The sequence below is a fragment of the Nonomuraea sp. NPDC049714 genome (assembly GCF_044465295.1).
Taxonomy (GTDB): domain Bacteria; phylum Actinomycetota; class Actinomycetes; order Streptosporangiales; family Streptosporangiaceae; genus Nonomuraea.
This window is the reverse complement of record NZ_JBITLM010000022.1, coordinates 68,136-85,415: the sequence shown is the minus strand read 5'-3', so window position 1 is coordinate 85,415 and position 17,280 is coordinate 68,136. Positions and strand designations below refer to the sequence as shown.

Below are 17,280 nucleotides of genomic sequence, written 5' to 3'. Positions count from 1 at the left end.
TCTCCATGGACAACGAAGCAAAATTTCTCGAATACCTGAAGCGGGCCACGGCCGATCTGCGCAAGGCTCGCCGGCGGGTGCGGGAACTCGAGGATCGCGACCAGGAACCGGTGGCGATCGTCGGCATGGGCTGCCGGTTCCCGGGTGGGGCCGGCGATCCGGACGGCTTCTGGCAGGTGCTCGCCACCGGCGTGGACGCGATCTCCGGCTTTCCGGCCGACCGGGGCTGGGACACCGAGAGCCTTTACGGCGCCATTTCCGGCTCGGAGGCGTCGACGACGCGTCAGGGCGGGTTCGTCTACGACGCGTCCGGGTTCGACGCCGACTTCTTCGGGATCAGCCCGCGCGAGGCCTTGGCCATGGATCCGCAGCAGCGGGTCCTGCTCGAAACGTCCTGGGAAGCCCTGGAGCAGGCCGGGATCGACCCCAGCGCGTTGCGCGGCTCCGCCACCGGGGTTTTCGCCGGGGCCGGGTTCTCCGCCTACGGCGCGGCGGTGCCCGCCAGTGACGCCGAAGGCTATGTCGTCACCGGCAACGCCACCAGCGTGATCTCCGGGCGGGTGGCGTACACCCTCGGGCTGGAAGGCCCGGCGGTGACCGTGGACACGGCCTGCTCGTCCTCGCTGGTCGCGCTGCATCTGGCGGTGCAGGCGCTGCGGTCGGGCGAGTGCTCGCTGGCCTTGGCGGGTGGGGTGACCGTGATGGCGGAGCCGGGAACGTTCGCCGAATTCTCCCGGCAGGGCGGCCTCGCCTTCGACGGGCGGTGCAAGGCGTTCGCAGCCGGCGCCGACGGCACCGGCTGGGGCGAGGGCGCCGGCATGCTGGTCGTCGAGCGGCTGTCCGACGCGCAGCGCAACGGTCACCGGGTGCTGGCCGTGGTCCGCGGCAGCGCGGTGAACCAGGACGGCGCGTCGAACGGTCTGACCGCGCCGAACGGGCCCTCCCAGCAGCGCGTCATCCGGTCCGCGCTCGCCAGTGCCCGGCTGTCGGCCACCGAGGTGGACGCGGTCGAGGCGCACGGGACCGGCACGGTGCTCGGCGACCCGATCGAGGCCCAGGCGCTGCTGGCCACCTACGGTCAGGATCGGCCCGACGACCAGCCGCTCTGGCTCGGCTCGGTGAAGTCGAACATCGGCCACACCCAGGCCGCCGCCGGCGTCGCCGGGGTCATCAAGATGGTCCTGGCCATGCGGCACGGCCTGCTGCCACGCACCCTGCACGCCGAAGATCCCTCCCCGTACGTGGACTGGTCGGCCGGGCAGGTCCGGTTGCTGACCGAGCCGGTGCCATGGCCCGCCGCCGACCAGCCACGCCGGGCAGGTGTCTCCGCCTTCGGGATCAGCGGCACCAACGCCCACGTCATCCTCGAGGAGCCCCCGGCCCGCACCCCCGCCGCCCCGACGCCCACCCCTGACGGCCCCGAGATCCCGACGGACGCGGACGCGGCGCGACCTCCCGCTGACATCCCTGAGGCTCCGGCCGGCGCGAAGCTTCCCCTTGACAGTCCTGAGGCTCCGGCGGGCGCCGCTGGACTTCCCGTGCTGCGGAGCGGCACGGTGGGCTGGCTGGTGTCGGGCCAGAGCGCCGACGGCCTGCGGGCCCAGGCGTCGCGGCTCGCCGCGCACCTTGACGCGCGCCCCGCGACGACCCCGGTGGACGTGGCCTGGTCGCTGGCCACCACCCGCCCGGCCCTCGAACACCGGGCCGTCGTGCTCGGCGACGACCGCGACCAGCTCGTCACAGCGGTGTCCGCGCTGGCCGCCTCGACCCCGTCGGCCGCCGTCGTGGCCGGCGTCGCCGAGGTCTCCCGACGGGTCGTCTTCGTCTTCCCCGGCCAGGGCTCGCAGTGGATCGGGATGGGCCGGGAGCTGGCGGCGTCGTCGCCGGTGTTCGCGGCTCGGCTGGGTGAGTGCGGTCGGGCGCTGGCTCCGTATGTGGACTGGTCGTTGGACGATGTGCTGCACGGCCGGGAGGGTGCGCCGGGCCTGGACCGGGTCGACGTGGTGCAGCCGGTGCTGTGGGCCGTGATGGTGTCCCTCGCCGAGGTGTGGCAGGCCGCCGGGGTGAGGCCCGACGCCGTGGTCGGACATTCGCAGGGCGAGATCGCGGCCGCGGTCGTCGCCGGGATCCTCTCCCTGGACGACGCGGCGAAGGTGGTCGCGCTGCGCAGCCAGGCACTGATCGCCCTGTCCGGAGCCGGGGGCATGCTCTCCGTCGCCGCGCCGGTGGACGCCGTCGCCACCAGGCTGGCGCCGAGCGGCGACCGGCTGTCGGTGGCGGCGGTGAACGGGCCGGCCGCCACCGTCGTCTCCGGCGAGCCGGCCGCCCTGGCCGAGCTGGCCGACGCGTTCGAGCGGGACGGTGTACGCACCCGCCTGCTGCCGGTGGACTACGCCTCCCACGGGCCACAGGTCGACGCCATTCGCGACGAGGTGCTGAGCCTGCTGACAGGCATCGCCCCGCTGCCGGCGCGGCTGCCGATGGTCTCGGCGATGACCGGCGAGCATCTGGCAGGTCCCGAGGCGGACGCCGGATACTGGTACGCGAGCCTGCGCGCGACGGTCCAGTTCTCCCGGGCCGTCGAGACGCTGAGCAGGGACGAGTACGGCGCCTTCATCGAGGTGTCCGCGCACCCGGTCCTGACCACCGCGATCGCCGCCACCCTGGAGACGGACGCCCTGGAGGCCGGCGCCCTGACCGCGCCGGTGGTGTCCGGCACACTGCGCCGCGACGACGGCGGGCCCGCCCGGCTGCTGGCCTCCCTGGCCGAGGTGTACGTCCGCGGCGTCGCCGTGAACTGGCCGTCCGTGCTGCCCGAGGGCGAGCGCGTCGACCTGCCGACGTACGCCTTCCAGCGGCGGTACTACTGGCCGAAGCCCGTCCCGCGCGGCTCCTACGACGGCTCCGCGACGGACCCGGTGTCGGCGGGCGAGGCCCGGTTCTGGGCGGCCGTCGAGGCCGACGACGTGGCCGGCCTGGCCGGCGCGCTCTCCGTCGAGGGCGGCTGGCCGTTCAGCGACGTCGTCCCGGCGATGGCCTCCTGGCGTCGCCGCGAACGCGACCGCTCGACAGTGGCCGACTGGCGCTACCGGGTGGCCTGGACACCGATCGCCGACCCCGCTCCGACCCCCCTCTCCGGCACCTGGCTCGTCCTGGCCCCCACCCCCGCGCCGGCCGCCCGTAAGGAGTCGGACGGCGACCTGGCCGCCGCGGTCGCATCGGCCGCCCCTGAGGAGTCCGACGGTGACCTGGCCGCCGCGGTCGGGCGGGCTCTGTCCGCTCGCGGCGCTGACGTCGTCCTCGTGCGGGTCGCGCCGGACGCGCTCGACCGTGAGGCGCTCGCCCGCCAGATCGGAACGGCTGCGACGTCGGCCGGGCAGCCGGCCGGGGTGCTCTCGCTGCTGGCGCTGGACGAGGAGCCGCTGGCCGGGTGGCCGGTCGTGGCTGGAGGTCTGGCCGGCACGCTGGGGCTGGTGCAGGCGCTCGGCGACGCCGGGATCGCGGCCCCCTTGTGGCTGCTCACCCAGGGGGCGGTCGCGGCGGGCCCGGACGAGGCGCTGACGAACCCGATCCAGGCTCAGGTATGGGGTCTGGGCCGGGTCGCCGGCCTGGAGCACCCGGACCGCTGGGGCGGCCTGATCGACCTTCCGCCCGTGCTCGACGAGCGGGCCGCCGAGCGCTTCGGCGCCGTCCTGGCCGGATGCGGTGAGGACCAGGTCGTGATCCGGCCTGGCGGCATCCGGGCCCGGCGACTGGTCCGGTCGGGCACCCGCCGGACCGACCCCGTACAGCCGTGGACGACGCGCGGCAGCGTGCTGCTCACCGGGGCCGGCGGCGCGATCGGCCCCGACCTGGCCGCCTGGCTGGCCCGCTCGCACGTACCGCACGCGGTGCTCGCCAGCCGCCGGGGCCCGCAGACGCCCGGAGCCGCGACCCTCGCCGCGACCATGGCCGAGGCCGGGACCGCCGTGACCATCGCCGGCTGCGATGTGGCCGACCGGGACAGCGTCGCAGGACTGCTGCGCTGGATTCCGACGGTGGCCGCCCCGCTGTCGGCGGTGATCCACGCGGCGGTGGCCGTCGAGCTGACCCCGCTGCGGGACACGGACGTGGCCGAACTCGCCCTCGCCTCCAGCGCCAAGGTCGCCGGGGCGGCCCACCTGGACGAACTCACCGCCGATCTGGATCTCGACGCGTTCGTCCTGTTCTCCTCGATCACCGCCACCTGGGGCGTCAGCGATCACGGCTCCTACGCGGCCGCGAACGCCTACCTCGACGCGCTGGCCGAGAACCGGCGCTCCCGCGGCCTGCCCGCCACCTCGGTGGCCTGGGGCGTCTGGGACTCGGGCGGCCGTTTCGACGAAACCCCCACCGGGGGGCCAGGGCAGGGTCAGGAGCCGGTGCACACCGCGGAGTGGCTCCCGCAGAGCCTGATCCCGGACCGGTTGCGGCGCCAGGGGCTGCGGCTGCTGGACCCGGATCGGGCCCTGATGGCGCTGGGACAGGTGCTCGCCGCCGACGAGAGCGCGCCGGTCGTCGCCGACGTCGACTGGCCCCGGTTCTCGGCCGTGTTCAACGCGGCCCGCTCGTGGCGTCTGCTGGACGAGATCCCCGAGGCCCGCCAGCTGGCGGCCGAGCAGGGAGCCGTCGCGGTGTCGGGCGAGGCGGCCGAACTCCTCGCCCGCCTGTTCGGCGTGTCATCGACGCAGCGCGAGCGGATCATGACGGAGCTGGTGCGCGGGCACGCGGCCGCCGTCCTCGGGCACAGCTCACCGGACGCCGTCCAGGCCGCGCGGGCCTTCCGGGACATGGGGTTCGACTCGCTGACGGCGGTGGAGCTGCGCGGCCGGCTGAACCAGGCCACCGGCCTGCGACTGCCCTCGACCGTGGTCTTCGACTATCCGTCCCCGCTGGCGCTGGCCAGGCAACTCCTGACCCAGCTGATCGGGTCGGCGGCCCTGACGCCGGACGAGCCGAGAGTGACGCCGGTGTCGTCGGCCGACCCGGTGGTGATCGTGGGGATGGGCTGCCGGTTCCCCGGTGGCGCGGACAGCCCCGAAGCGCTGTGGGAGCTGCTGGCGACCGGCGCGGACGCCATCTCCGGCTTCCCCGCCGACCGCGGCTGGGACCTCACGGGCCTGGTCGACGCCGGTACGGGCGAGGCGTCGTACACGCCCGAGGGCGGGTTCATCACCGGCATGGCGGACTTCGATCCGGGGTTCTTCCGGATCAGCCCGCGCGAGGCGCTGGGCATGGACCCGCAGCAGCGGCTGCTGCTGGAGACGTCGTGGGAGGCCCTGGAACGGGCCGGGATCGATCCGGTGACGTTGCGCGGCTCGCTGACCGGCGTCTTCACCGGCGCGTCGTCCTCGGGGTACGCCGGCCAGGCCGGTTACGGGGCCGGGGTGGCGGGTTCCGAAGGTCACCTGATGATCGGGAACCTGACCAGCGTGATCTCCGGCCGGGTCTCGTACACGCTCGGCCTCGAAGGCCCTGCGGTGACCGTGGACACCGCCTGCTCGTCGGCTCTCGTCTCGCTGCACCTGGCCGCGCAGGCGCTGCGCGGCGGCGAGTGCGACCTGGCGCTGGCCGGCGGCGTCATGGTGATCACCGACCCGACCGAGTTCATCGGCTTCTCCCACCAGGGCGCGCTGGCCGCCGATGCCCGCTGCAAGGCGTTCTCGGCCGACGCGGACGGGATGAGCCTGTCCGAGGGCGTCGGAATGCTCGTACTGGAACGGCTTTCGGACGCTCGCCGTAACGGGCATCCGGTCCTCGCGGTGGTGGCCGGCAGCGCGGTGAACCAGGACGGCGCCTCGAACGGGCTGTCCGCGCCGAACGGCCCGTCGCAGCAGCGGGTCATCCGGGCGGCTTTGGCCGGCGCCGGGCTGCGGCCGGGCGACATCGACGTGATCGAGGCGCACGGCACCGGGACCGCGCTCGGCGACCCGATCGAGGCTCAGGCCATCCTGGCCACGTACGGTCAGGACCGGCCCGAGGAGCGGCCGGTGCTGCTGGGGTCGGTGAAGTCGAACATCGGGCACGCCCAGCAGGCGGCGGGCGTGGCCGGGGTCATCAAGATGGTTCTGGCCCTGCGGAACGAGCTGCTGCCGGCCACCCTGCACGCGGACGTGCCGACGCCCCACGTGGACTGGACCGCCGGGCACGTTGAGCTGCTGCACCGGCCGATGCCCTGGACCCGCCAGGAGGACGCACGCCCGCGACGGGCCGGGGTGTCCTCCTTCGGGATCAGCGGCACCAACGCTCACGTCGTCATCGAGGAAGCCCCGGAAGAGGCGGCCCCAACCGCCGACAACCCGGTGCCCACCGACAGCACGACGGACGCCGACAGGTCGGCGGACGCAGGAGGAACGAGCGGCGAGGCCGTCTCCGGAACCGCCGGCCCTCGGCCGAAGTTCCTCACCGGCGCGAGCGCGGCCTGGCTCGTGTCGGGGCACACCCCGGCCGGCCTGACCGACCAGGCCCGGCGACTGGCCGCCCACCTGGACGCCGACCCGCGCCTCGACCCGGCCGATGTCGGCTGGTCGCTGGCCACCACCCGCACGGCGCTGGAGCACCGGGCCGTGCTGCGGGGCGAGACCCGCGACGACCTCATGGCCGCGCTGACCGCGCTCGCGGTCGGCGAGCCGTCGACCGGGGTGATCACTGGCACCGCCGGAGCCGCTGGGCCCGTGGTGTTCGTGTTCCCTGGTCAGGGTGGTCAGTGGGTTGGTATGGGGCGGGAGTTGGCCGGGGCGAGTCCGGTTTTCGCGGCTCGGTTGGCTGAGTGTGGGGAGGCGTTGGCTCCGTACGTTGACTGGGATCTTGCTGAGGTGCTGGGGGATTCGGGGGTTTTGTCGCGGCTTGATGTGGTGCATCCGGTTTTGTGGGCTGTGATGGTGTCGTTGGCGGCGGTGTGGGAGGCGGCGGGGGTTCGTGCGGATGCGGTGATCGGTCATAGTCAGGGGGAGATCGCGGCGGCGTGTGTGGCGGGGGTGTTGTCGCTTTCGGATGGTGCGCGGGTGGTGGCTCGTCGGGGTCAGGCGATGATGGCGCTGGCCGGCCGGGGTGGCGTGTTGTCGATCGCTGCTTCCCTTGAAGTCGTTGAGGCTCGGTTGCGGGCTGGTGTGTCGGTGGCGACGGTGAACGGTCCTGAGGCTGTCACGGTGTCGGGTGCGGTGGATGCGTTGAGTTCGCTTGCGGCGGAGTGTGAGCGGGATGGTGTTCGGGCGCGGTTCGTGCCGATGGATTATGCGCCGCATGGTCCGCAGGTGGAGGGCGTCCGGGGTGAGGTGCTGGCTGCCTTGGAGGGGATTGTTCCTGGCCGGGCGGTGATTCCGATGGTTTCGGGGATGACCGGTGACTATCTGGATGGGTCTGAGGCGGGTCCGGGGTATTGGTATGCGAGTTTGCGTTCGACGGTGCAGTTCGCGCGGGGTGTGGAGCGGCTGGGTCGTGATGGTTATGGGGTGTTCGTTGAGGTTTCGCCGCATCCGGTGCTGACGGCGGCGATGGCCGCGACGTTGGAGGAGGCGGGAATCGCGCCGGTGGTGACCGGTACCCTGCGCCGGGATGACGGCGGTCCGGCCCGGCTGTTGGCTTCGCTGGCCGAGGTGCACGTCCGGGGCGTTCCCGTGGACTGGACCGCGGTGCTGCCCACCGGCCGGCGCGTCGACCTGCCCACCTACGCCTTCCAACGCCAGCGGTACTGGCCGAAGCCGGTGGCGGCCACCGCCGCAGGGGCCAACGCCCTGGGGCTGGGCGCGGCCGACCATCCGCTGCTGGGTGCGGCCGTGGACCTGGCCGGCGGTCAAGGATTGCTGTTCACCGGACGGCTGTCGTTACGAGCCCAGCCCTGGCTGGCCGATCACGCGATCGCCGGAACCGTCCTGCTGCCCGGGACGGCGTTCGTGGAGCTCGCCGTCAGAGCCGGATTCCAGGCCGGTTGCTCCCGCATCGAGGAGCTGACCCTGGCCGCGCCGCTGGTCCTGCCCCCCGAGGGCGCGGTCCGGGTGCAGGTCATCGTGAGCGCCCCGGACGAGCGGGGACACCGGGCGGTCGAGGTGTACGGCCAGGCCGAGAAGGCGGCCGGCGACGGCGCTTGGACCCGGCACGCGGCCGGGCTGCTCGCCCCGGCCACGGCTCCGATGGACCTTGAGTCCGGCGATTTCCGGATCTGGCCGCCGGACGGCGCCGAACCGGTCGACCTGACCGGCCGGTACGAGGCTCAGGCCGAGGGCGGCTACGGGTTCGGGCCGATGTTCCGTGGCCTGCGCTCGGCCTGGCGGCGCGGAGGCGACGTCTTCGCCGAGGTGGCCCTGCCGGAGGACGCGGCCGACGACGCGGCCGGTTTCGGCCTGCACCCGGCGCTGCTCGACTCCTCCCTGCACGCTGCCGGCCTGGCCGGGAACGCCTGGACCGGAACCACCGCCGGGGGACAGGAGGTGCTGCTGCCCTTCGCCTGGACCGGGCTGTCCCTGTACGCGGCCGGCGCCGCCCGGCTGCGGGTCCGCCTCCGTCAGGACGCCGACGGCGGCGGGATCTCGCTCCTCGCGGCCGACACCACCGGCGCGCTCGTGGTCTCCGCCGACTCCTTGGTGCTGCGCCCGGTCGCCGCCGGAGCCCTCCGGACGGCCGGAAGCGCTCTCGACGACAGCCTGTTCGCCATCGAATGGACACCGATCAGTGGCACCCCGAGCGCTGACACCGTGGCCCGGGCCATGGACCGGGCCGTGGACTGGGCCGTGGTCGGCGCCGATCCCTTCGGGCTGGCCACCGGGCTCACCGCGTGCGGCGTTCAGCCGCGGACCCAGGCCGACCTCACCGCCCTGGCCGAGGCCGTTGACACCGGAGCGCCCGTCCCCGACCTGGTCCTCGCCGGCATCGACGGAACCGGTGACGCCACCGATCCGGCCCAGTCGGCCAGGCGGCTGACCGGGGAGGTGCTCGACCTCCTCCATCAGTGGCTGGCCCTGGACGCGCTGGCGCCGGCCCGGCTGGTGATCGTCAGTCGCGGAGCCGTCGCCACCGAGGCCGGTGCGCAGGTGACCGACCTGGCCGCCGCAGCCGCCTGGGGGCTGGTCCGCTCCGCGCAGTCGGAGAACCCCGACCGGCTGATCCTGGCCGACCTACCCGCGACCGGCGCCGACGACGACACCTTCGCCGTGCTCGCCGCCGCGCTGGGCTCCGGCGAACCGGAGCTCGCCGTCCGCGACCACACCGCCCGCGGACGGCGGCTGGTGCGCTCGGCCGCCCCGCCGCTGACCCTGCCCGCCACCGGCCCCTGGCGGCTGGACGCCCCGGAGAAGGGCACCCTGACCGGCCTGGCCCTCGTGCCGTACCCGGAGGCGACCGCACCGCTGCAGGCGGGAGAGGCACGGATCGCCGTCCGCGCCGTCGGCCTGAACTTCCGCGACGTCCTGATCGCCCTCGGCATGTACCCGGTGGAGGCGCTGGTCGGCACCGAGATCGCCGGCGTCGTCACCGAGATCGGCGCCGGGGTGACCCAGCTGAGCGTCGGGGATCGCGTGCTCGGGATGGCGGCCGGTGGCGCCGGCCCCCTCACCGTCACCGACGCCCGCCTCCTGACCCGGATGCCGTCGGACTGGTCGTTCGCCGCGGCCGCCACCGTGCCGATCGCCTACTCGACCGCCTGGTACGCGCTGGTCGACCTCGCCGCCGCCCGCCCCGGGCAGCGGCTCCTCGTGCACGCCGCGACCGGCGGGGTCGGCACGGCCGCGGTCGCGGTGGCCCGGCACCTGGGCCTTGAGGTGTACGCCACCGCGAGCCCGGGCAAGTGGGCCGCGCTGCGGGAGATGGGCCTGGACGACGACCACATCGCCTCGTCCCGGACGGCCGACTTCGAGACCGCCTTCCTGGCCAACACGGGCGGTGAGGGCGTGGACATCGTCCTCAACGCGCTGGCCGGTGAGCTGACCGACGCGTCGCTGCGGTTGCTGCGCGGCGGCGGCACGTTCCTGGAGATGGGCAAAACCGACGTCCGCGACCCGGCCGAGCTCGCCCGCGACCACCCGGATGTGAACTACCAGGCCTTCGTCACCGGCGACGCGGCCCCCGAACGGCTCACCGAGATCCTGGCCGAGACCACCGGGCTGATCGAGGACGGCACGCTGGCGATGCCCCCGATGCGGGTCTGGGACGTGCGCCGGGCGCCGGAGGCGTTCCGGTTCATGAGCCAGGCACGGCACGTCGGCAAGATCGTGCTGACCGTTCCCCCCGGCCGCGAGCCCGGCACAGTTCTGATCACCGGCGGCACCGGAACCCTGGGCGGCCTGGTCGCCCGGCATCTGGCCGCCACCGGACGGGCCACCCGGCTGGTGCTGACCAGCCGGTCGGGGCCTGCCGCTCGTGGCGCCGCCGCGCTGGCCGCCGACCTGGCCACGGCCGGCCTCGGCGTACGGATCATCGCCGGGGACGCCGCCGACCGTTCCGCGCTGGCCACAGTGCTGGCCCCTATGGTGGGTTCAGCGCCCGTTCGCAGGGCGATCGGTGAGAGGCTGCGCGGCGTCGTGCACACCGCCGGAGTCCTGGACGACGGCGTGATCGGCTCGCTGACCCCCGCCCGGATCGACGCGGTCCTGCGCCCCAAGGCGGACGCCGCCTGGAACCTGCACGAGCTCACCCGAGGCGTGGACCTGGACGCCTTCGTCCTGTTCTCGGCCGGCGCCGCGACGTTCGGCGCCGCCGGACAGGGCAACTACGCCGCCGGGAACGCCTTCCTCGACGCGCTGGCCGCTCACCGGCTCGCCGCAGGGCTGCCGGCCGTCTCCCTGGCCTGGGGACTGTGGGCCGACGCCAGCGCCATGACCGAGAACCTCAGCGCCCAGGACGTGAACAGGATCTCCCAAGGCGGTGTCGAAGCCCTCACCGCCGACCAGGGACTCGGCCTCCTGGACCTGGCCCTGTCCAGGGACGACGCCCTCCTGGTCCCGGCCCGCCTCGACGTGGCAGGGATCCGGGCGCAGGCCGCGCTGGGCGCCGACCTCGCCCCGCTGTGGCGGGCTCTCACCGGGGGCCCGGCCCGCCCGCCGATGGCGTCCGCCGTCGGCGCGCACGGAGGATCGGCCGCGGAGGCCCTGCGTCAGCAGCTCGCCGGCAGCTCCGGAGCGGACCGGGACCGGCTGCTCCTGGACCTGGTCCGCGGCCACGTCGCCGCCGTCCTCGGACACACCTCGCCCGAGGCCGTCGAACCCCGCCGGGCCTTCCGCGACCTCGGATTCGACTCCCTGACCTCGGTCGAACTGCGCAACCGGCTCGCCACCGCCACCGGCCTGCGGCTCCCGGCGACGGTGGTGTTCGACCACCCGTCCTCCTCGGCTCTCGCCGACCACCTGCGTACGCGGCTCCTGGGCGAGGGCGACCTGGTGACGGCGGCCCCGGCCGTGGCCGCCGCTGCCGGGGAGCCGATCGCGATCGTGGCCATGAGCTGCCGCTTCCCCGGCGACGTACAGGATCCTGAGGGGTTCTGGGAGCTTCTGGCCGCCGGCACCGACGCGATCTCCCCGTTGCCGCGCGACCGCGGCTGGGACACCGCCGGGTTGTCCGAGCAGGACCTCGCCCACGTCGGCGCGAACACCGGCCAGGGCGGGTTCATCAGCGGCGCGACGGACTTCGACCATGACTTCTTCGGGATCAGCCCGCGCGAGGCGCTGACCATGGACCCCCAGCAGCGCCTGCTGCTGGAGACCTCCTGGGAGGCGCTCGAGCGAGCCGGTCTCGACCCGGGCACCCTGCGCGGCTCCGCCACCGGCGTGTACGTGGGGGCGGCGTTCTCCGGGTACGGCGCCGGGCTGCCGGCCGAACTGGCCGGCCACATGATGACCGGTACCGCCGCCAGCGTGATGTCCGGGCGGATCTCGTACACGCTGGGTCTTGAAGGGCCCGCGGTCACGATCGACACCGCGTGCTCGTCGTCGCTGGTCGCCCTGCACCTGGCCGTGGCCGCGCTGCGGGCGGGGGAGTGCACGATGGCGCTGGCCGGTGGGGCCACGATCATGGCGACGCCGGGCGGGCTGGTCAGCTTCTCCCAGCAGCAGGCGCTGGCCGCCGACGGGCGGTGCAAGGCGTTCTCCACCCTGGCCGACGGCATGGGCATGGCCGAGGGCGCCGGCATGCTGGTGATCGAGAGGCTCTCGGACGCGCAGCGGAACGGGCACCCGGTGCTGGCCGTGATCCGCGGCAGCGCGATGAACCAGGACGGCGCCTCCAACGGCCTCACCGCGCCGAACGGCCCGTCCCAGCAACGCGTCATCCGGGCCGCGCTCGCGAACGCCCGCCTGTCCCCGGCCGACGTGGACGTGGTCGAGGCGCACGGCACCGGCACCGAACTGGGCGACCCGATCGAGGCGCAGGCCCTGCTGTCCACGTACGGACAGGATCGTCCTGAGGACCGGCCGTTATGGCTCGGCTCGGTGAAGTCCAACATCGGGCACACGCAGTGCGCCGCCGGAGTGGCCAGCGTGATCAAGATGGTTCTGGCGCTGGGCCATGAGGAACTGCCGAGGAGCCTGTACGCCGACCGCCCGTCCAGCCACGTGGACTGGACCGAGGGTGACATCCGGTTGCTGGCCGAGGCTCAGCCGTGGCCGGTGAACGGGCGGGTGCGCCGGGCCGGGGTGTCCTCGTTCGGGATCAGCGGCACGAACGTTCACCTTCTCCTTGAAGAGGCTCCCGCTCCGGTCCCGCCGGTGAAGGCCGCGACCGGGTCCCTGCCCGTTCTCACCGGAACGGCCACCGCGTGGCCGGTGTCCGGCCGGACCCGCGCCGCGCTGGCGGGCCAGGCGAGCCGGCTGGGCGAACTCGTGTCGGCCCATCCCGGCCTGGACGTCGAGGATGTGGCCTGGTCGCTCGTCACCAGCCGGTCGGTGTTCGAGCACCGGGCCGTGGTCACCGGCCGGAACCGGGAGGAACTGCTCTCCGGGCTGTCGGCGGTGACCTCGGGGGTGCCGGCCGCCGGGGTCGTCTCCGGGGAGGTGCCGGTCGGCGGCGGTACCGGCCGGGTGGTGTTCGTGTTCCCCGGTCAGGGGTCGCAGTGGGCCGGGATGGGGCGCGAGCTGGCGGTGTCGTCGCCGGTGTTCGCGGCCCGGCTGGCCGAGTGCGGTCAGGCGCTGGCTCCTTACGTGGACTGGTCGCTGGACGACGTGCTGGCCGGTGTGGTGGAGCTCGACCGGGTCGACATCGTCCAGCCCGCGCTGTGGGCGGTGATGGTGTCCCTGGCCGCGTTCTGGCAGGCCGCTGGGGTGGAGCCGGACGCGGTGGTCGGTCACAGCCAGGGGGAGATCGCGGCTGCGGTGGTGGCGGGGGTCCTGTCGCTGGAGGACGCGGCGAAGGTGGTGGCGTTGCGCAGCCGGGCGTTGACGGCTCTGTCGGGCGGGGGCGGGATGCTCTCGATCGCCGAGTCCGCGGATGTGGTTGAGGAGCGGGTGGCGTCGTGGGACGGCCGTGTGTCGGTCGCGGCGGTGAACGGGCCCGGCGCGACGGTCGTCTCGGGCGAGGTCGATGCGCTGGCGGCGCTGCTGGCCGACTGCGAACGGGATGGTGTTCGGGCGCGGATGCTGCCGGTGGACTACGCCTCGCACGGTCCCCAGGTGGACTCGTTGCGTGAGGAGATCCTGAGCCTGCTGGAGGGGGTCACCCCGCAGCCGGGCCGGATCCCGATGGTGTCCGCGATGACCGGTGAATTCCTGGAAGGCCCGGAGATGGACGCCGGGTACTGGTACGCCAGCCTGCGGGCGAGCGTCCGGTTCTCCCGGGCGATCGAAGCCCTGGGCGGATACGGGGTGTTCATCGAGTGCTCCCCGCACCCCGTCCTGACCGCCCCGATCACCGCCACCCTCGAAGGACTCTCCGCCGCGGCCGAGCCGGTGGTCACCGGGACCCTGCGCCGGGACGACGGCGGGCCGGTCCGGGCGCTGGCCTCCCTCGCCGAGGTGTACGTGCGCGGCGTCGGCGTCGACTGGACCGCGGTGCTGGCCGAGGCCGAACGGGTGGACCTGCCGACGTACGCGTTCGTGCCCCAGCGGTTCTGGCCGGCGCCGGTCGGGTCCGGGGCCGGGGACGTCACCTCGGCCGGTCTCGACTCCGTCGGTCACCCACTGCTGGGCGCGAGCGTCGAACTGGCCGAGGGCGAGGGCCTGGTCGTCACCGGGCGCCTGTCGCTGCGGGCTCAGCCGTGGCTGGCCGACCACGCGGTCGCCGGCATCGTGGTCCTGCCGGGCACGGCGCTCGCCGAACTCGCGGTCGTGGCCGGTCACCAGGCCGGCTGCCCCCGGATCGAGAAACTCACCCTGACCGCGCCGCTGGCACTGTCCGCCGACCATCCGACCCAGGTTCAGATCACCCTCGGCGCCCCGGAGGACGGGCCGCAGCCTGGCCGGCGGACGGTCCAGATCTACGCCCGTACGGAAACTCCCGGCGACCCGCACGAACCCGTCTCTTCTTGGACCTGGCATGCCGGCGGCGTGCTGACCCCGGCGCAGCCCGCCGAGCCCGCCCTGGCCCGGGACTTCCTCACCTGGCCTCCCACCGACGCCGAACCGATCGACCTCACCGGCCTCGCCGGCACCCAGACCGCCGCCGGGCACGACTACGGCCCGGCCTTCCGCGGCCTGCGGGCGGCCTGGCGGCAGGGGGACGACATCGTCGCGGAGGTCGCGCTGCCCGAACCGGCCGCCGCCCAGGCCGGCGTCTTCGGCCTCCACCCGGCCCTGCTCGACGCCGCCTTCCAGACGACGGCACTCCTCCCGCACCCTGACACGGCCGCCCGGCCGGAGTCCGGCGGAGCCGGCTCGGTTGGCTCTGACCTGGCCGATCGGCCGGAGTCTGGCGGAGCCGGTTCGGTTGGCTCTGACCTGGCCGATCGGCCGGAGTCTGGCGGAGCCGGTTCGGTTGGCTCTGACCTGGCCGGTGGGGTGGAGTCTGGGGGAGTCGGCCGGGCGGGGGAGGGGGTCCGGCTGCCGTTCTCCTGGGGCGAGGTCTCGGTGTACTCGGCGGGCGCGTCGCGGCTGCGGGTCCGGCTCCGTGCCACCCCCGACGGATGGTCGCTGACCGCCGCGGACGGCACCGGGGTGCCCGTGGCGTCCGTCGGCTCGCTGGTGCTGCGGCCGGTGACGGCCGGGCAGCTCCGGATCGCCGGGAACACCCTGCGTGACGCCCTGTTCGGGCTGGCGTGGGTGCCGGTCCCCGATCCCACCGTCGCGGTCACCGGTCCGTGGGCGGTCACCGGGCCCGACCTCATCGGACTCGGAGCCGGGCTGCGCGCGGTCGGCGCCACCGTGGCCGACCATCCGGACCTGGACGCCCTGGCCGCCGCCGTCGAAGCCGGTGAACCCGTCCCGCAGTTCGTCGTCGCCTGCCTGCCGACGGCGAAGACCACCGAGGAACCGGGCGAGGCCGTCCGGAGGGTGACCGGCGACGTCGAAGCCCTGATAAGGCAGTTGCTGGCGCTCGAACCGCTGACCGGAGCCCGTCTGGTGCTGGTGACCCGGGGTGCGGTCGCGACCGGACCGGACCAGCCCGCGCCGGACCTGACCGGCGCCGCCGTCTGGGGGCTGGTCCGCTCGGCCCAGTCCCGGCACCCCGGCCGCCTGATCCTGGCAGACCTGGCAGCCGAGAACCCTGATGGCAGTACGAACGATCGGCTGAGCATGCTGGCCGCCTCCTTGACCTTGGACGAGCCAGAACTGGCCCTGCGGGGTGACACGGTGTACGGCCGGCGGCTGACGCGCCCGGCCGGTGGCGCCCTTCCCACGAACCCACCCACCGGCCACACGCCGGGGACGGTCCTGGTCACCGGCGGCCCCGGAACGGCGGCGGCCCGCGCCGCCCAGCACCTCGCCCGCACCGGCCGGGCCATCGCCGTCACCGTCGCCACCTGCCCCGGCCCGTCCGCCCCCGGCACCGCCACCCTGGCCGCCACCCTCGCCACAGCTGGGGCGGCCGTCCAGATCACCGCCTGCGACCTCGCCACCTGGACCGACCGGGATCGAGGAGAGCGGCCGGACGCGGGAGCTTCTGGGGACCGCGGAGAGGTAGCGAGCAGCGGAGCCCTCCGGGACGGCGGGGATCGGGACAGTGGGGACCTTCGGGATGGCGGGGACGTTCGGGATGGCGGGGATCTCCGGGACGGCGGAGATCACCAGGGCAGCCCGTCCATTGAGGGCGGCTGGCCCCGCCAGGACAGGGGGGACGTCCGGGACATCAGAGCCGGCCTGGCGGGCATGCTGGGCGGCCGATTCGAGGCCCCGCTGACGATGGTGATCCACCAGGACGACGACGCTCCGACGGCGCCCGACGTGGCCTGGAACCTGCACCGGCTCACCGCCGGTCTCGACCTGGACGCGTTCGTCTTGTTCTCCACCCTCACCGCCACCCTCGGCACCCCCGAGACGACCGGACGAACGAGCGCCCAGGCCGGTTTCCTACAGGCCCTGGCCGCCCACCGCCGCGCAGCCGGCCTCCCGGCCATCGCCCTGGCCTGGGGTCCGTCACCAGGTGGAGACACGGCCCCCGGATCCGGTTCCGAAGCTTCGGCTAAGCGACTTGCGCCGATCACCGATCTGAGCGAGGGCGACGCGCTGGCGCTGTTCGATCTCGTGCTGGAGCGGGACGAGGACTTCCTGGTGCCGGCGCGGCTGAACCTGGCCCGGCTGCGCACCCCGGCCGACTCGGAACCGGCCCCCGTGTGGCGCAGTCTCGCCGGGACCGTGGGCACGGCGGAGCCGGAGGACGATCACTCCGAGGTCGCCGAAGCCCTGCGCCGGCAGCTGGAGACCCTGTCGCCCGACGATCAGGAACGGATGCTGCTCACCCTGGTCCGGGCCCACGTGGCCGCCGTCCTCGGCCAGGGCTCGCCCGAGGCGATCGATCCCCGCCGCGCCTTCAGCGACCTCGGGTTCGATTCGATGATCGCGGTCGAACTCCGCAACCGGCTCAACACGGCCACCGGCCTGAAACTGCCCGCCACGGTCGTCTTCGACTACCCCACCACGGCGGCGGTGGCCGAGTACCTGCGCGAGAGCCTGGTGCTCGACGGCGCCCCCGGCGTCGACGCAGAGGAGGAAACGCTTCGGCGCATCCTGGCCACCACCGCGATATCCCGGTTCCGCGACGCCGGAATCCTCGACGCCCTCATGCGTCTGGCCGATCCCGACAGCGCGACCCCGGACTCCGACGGCGGCAGCCGCGCCGAGGACATCGACGGGCTCGACGCCGAGAGCCTGGTCCGGATGGCGCTGGATTCCGAAAGTGCTGACTACTGAT

The 17,280-nt window shown here is 74.1% G+C and carries 1 protein-coding gene; it reads left to right on the top strand.

The genetic code is table 11. The annotated features are described in order from the left end of the window. Nucleotides 1-5 precede the first annotated feature (5 nt). Nucleotides 6-17,279: a type I polyketide synthase gene (locus ACIBQX_RS48280; RefSeq protein WP_397017140.1), complete on the top strand. Its 17,274-nt coding sequence runs from the start codon at nucleotides 6-8 to the stop codon at nucleotides 17,277-17,279. The last annotated feature ends 1 nt before the right edge of the window (nucleotide 17,280 follow it).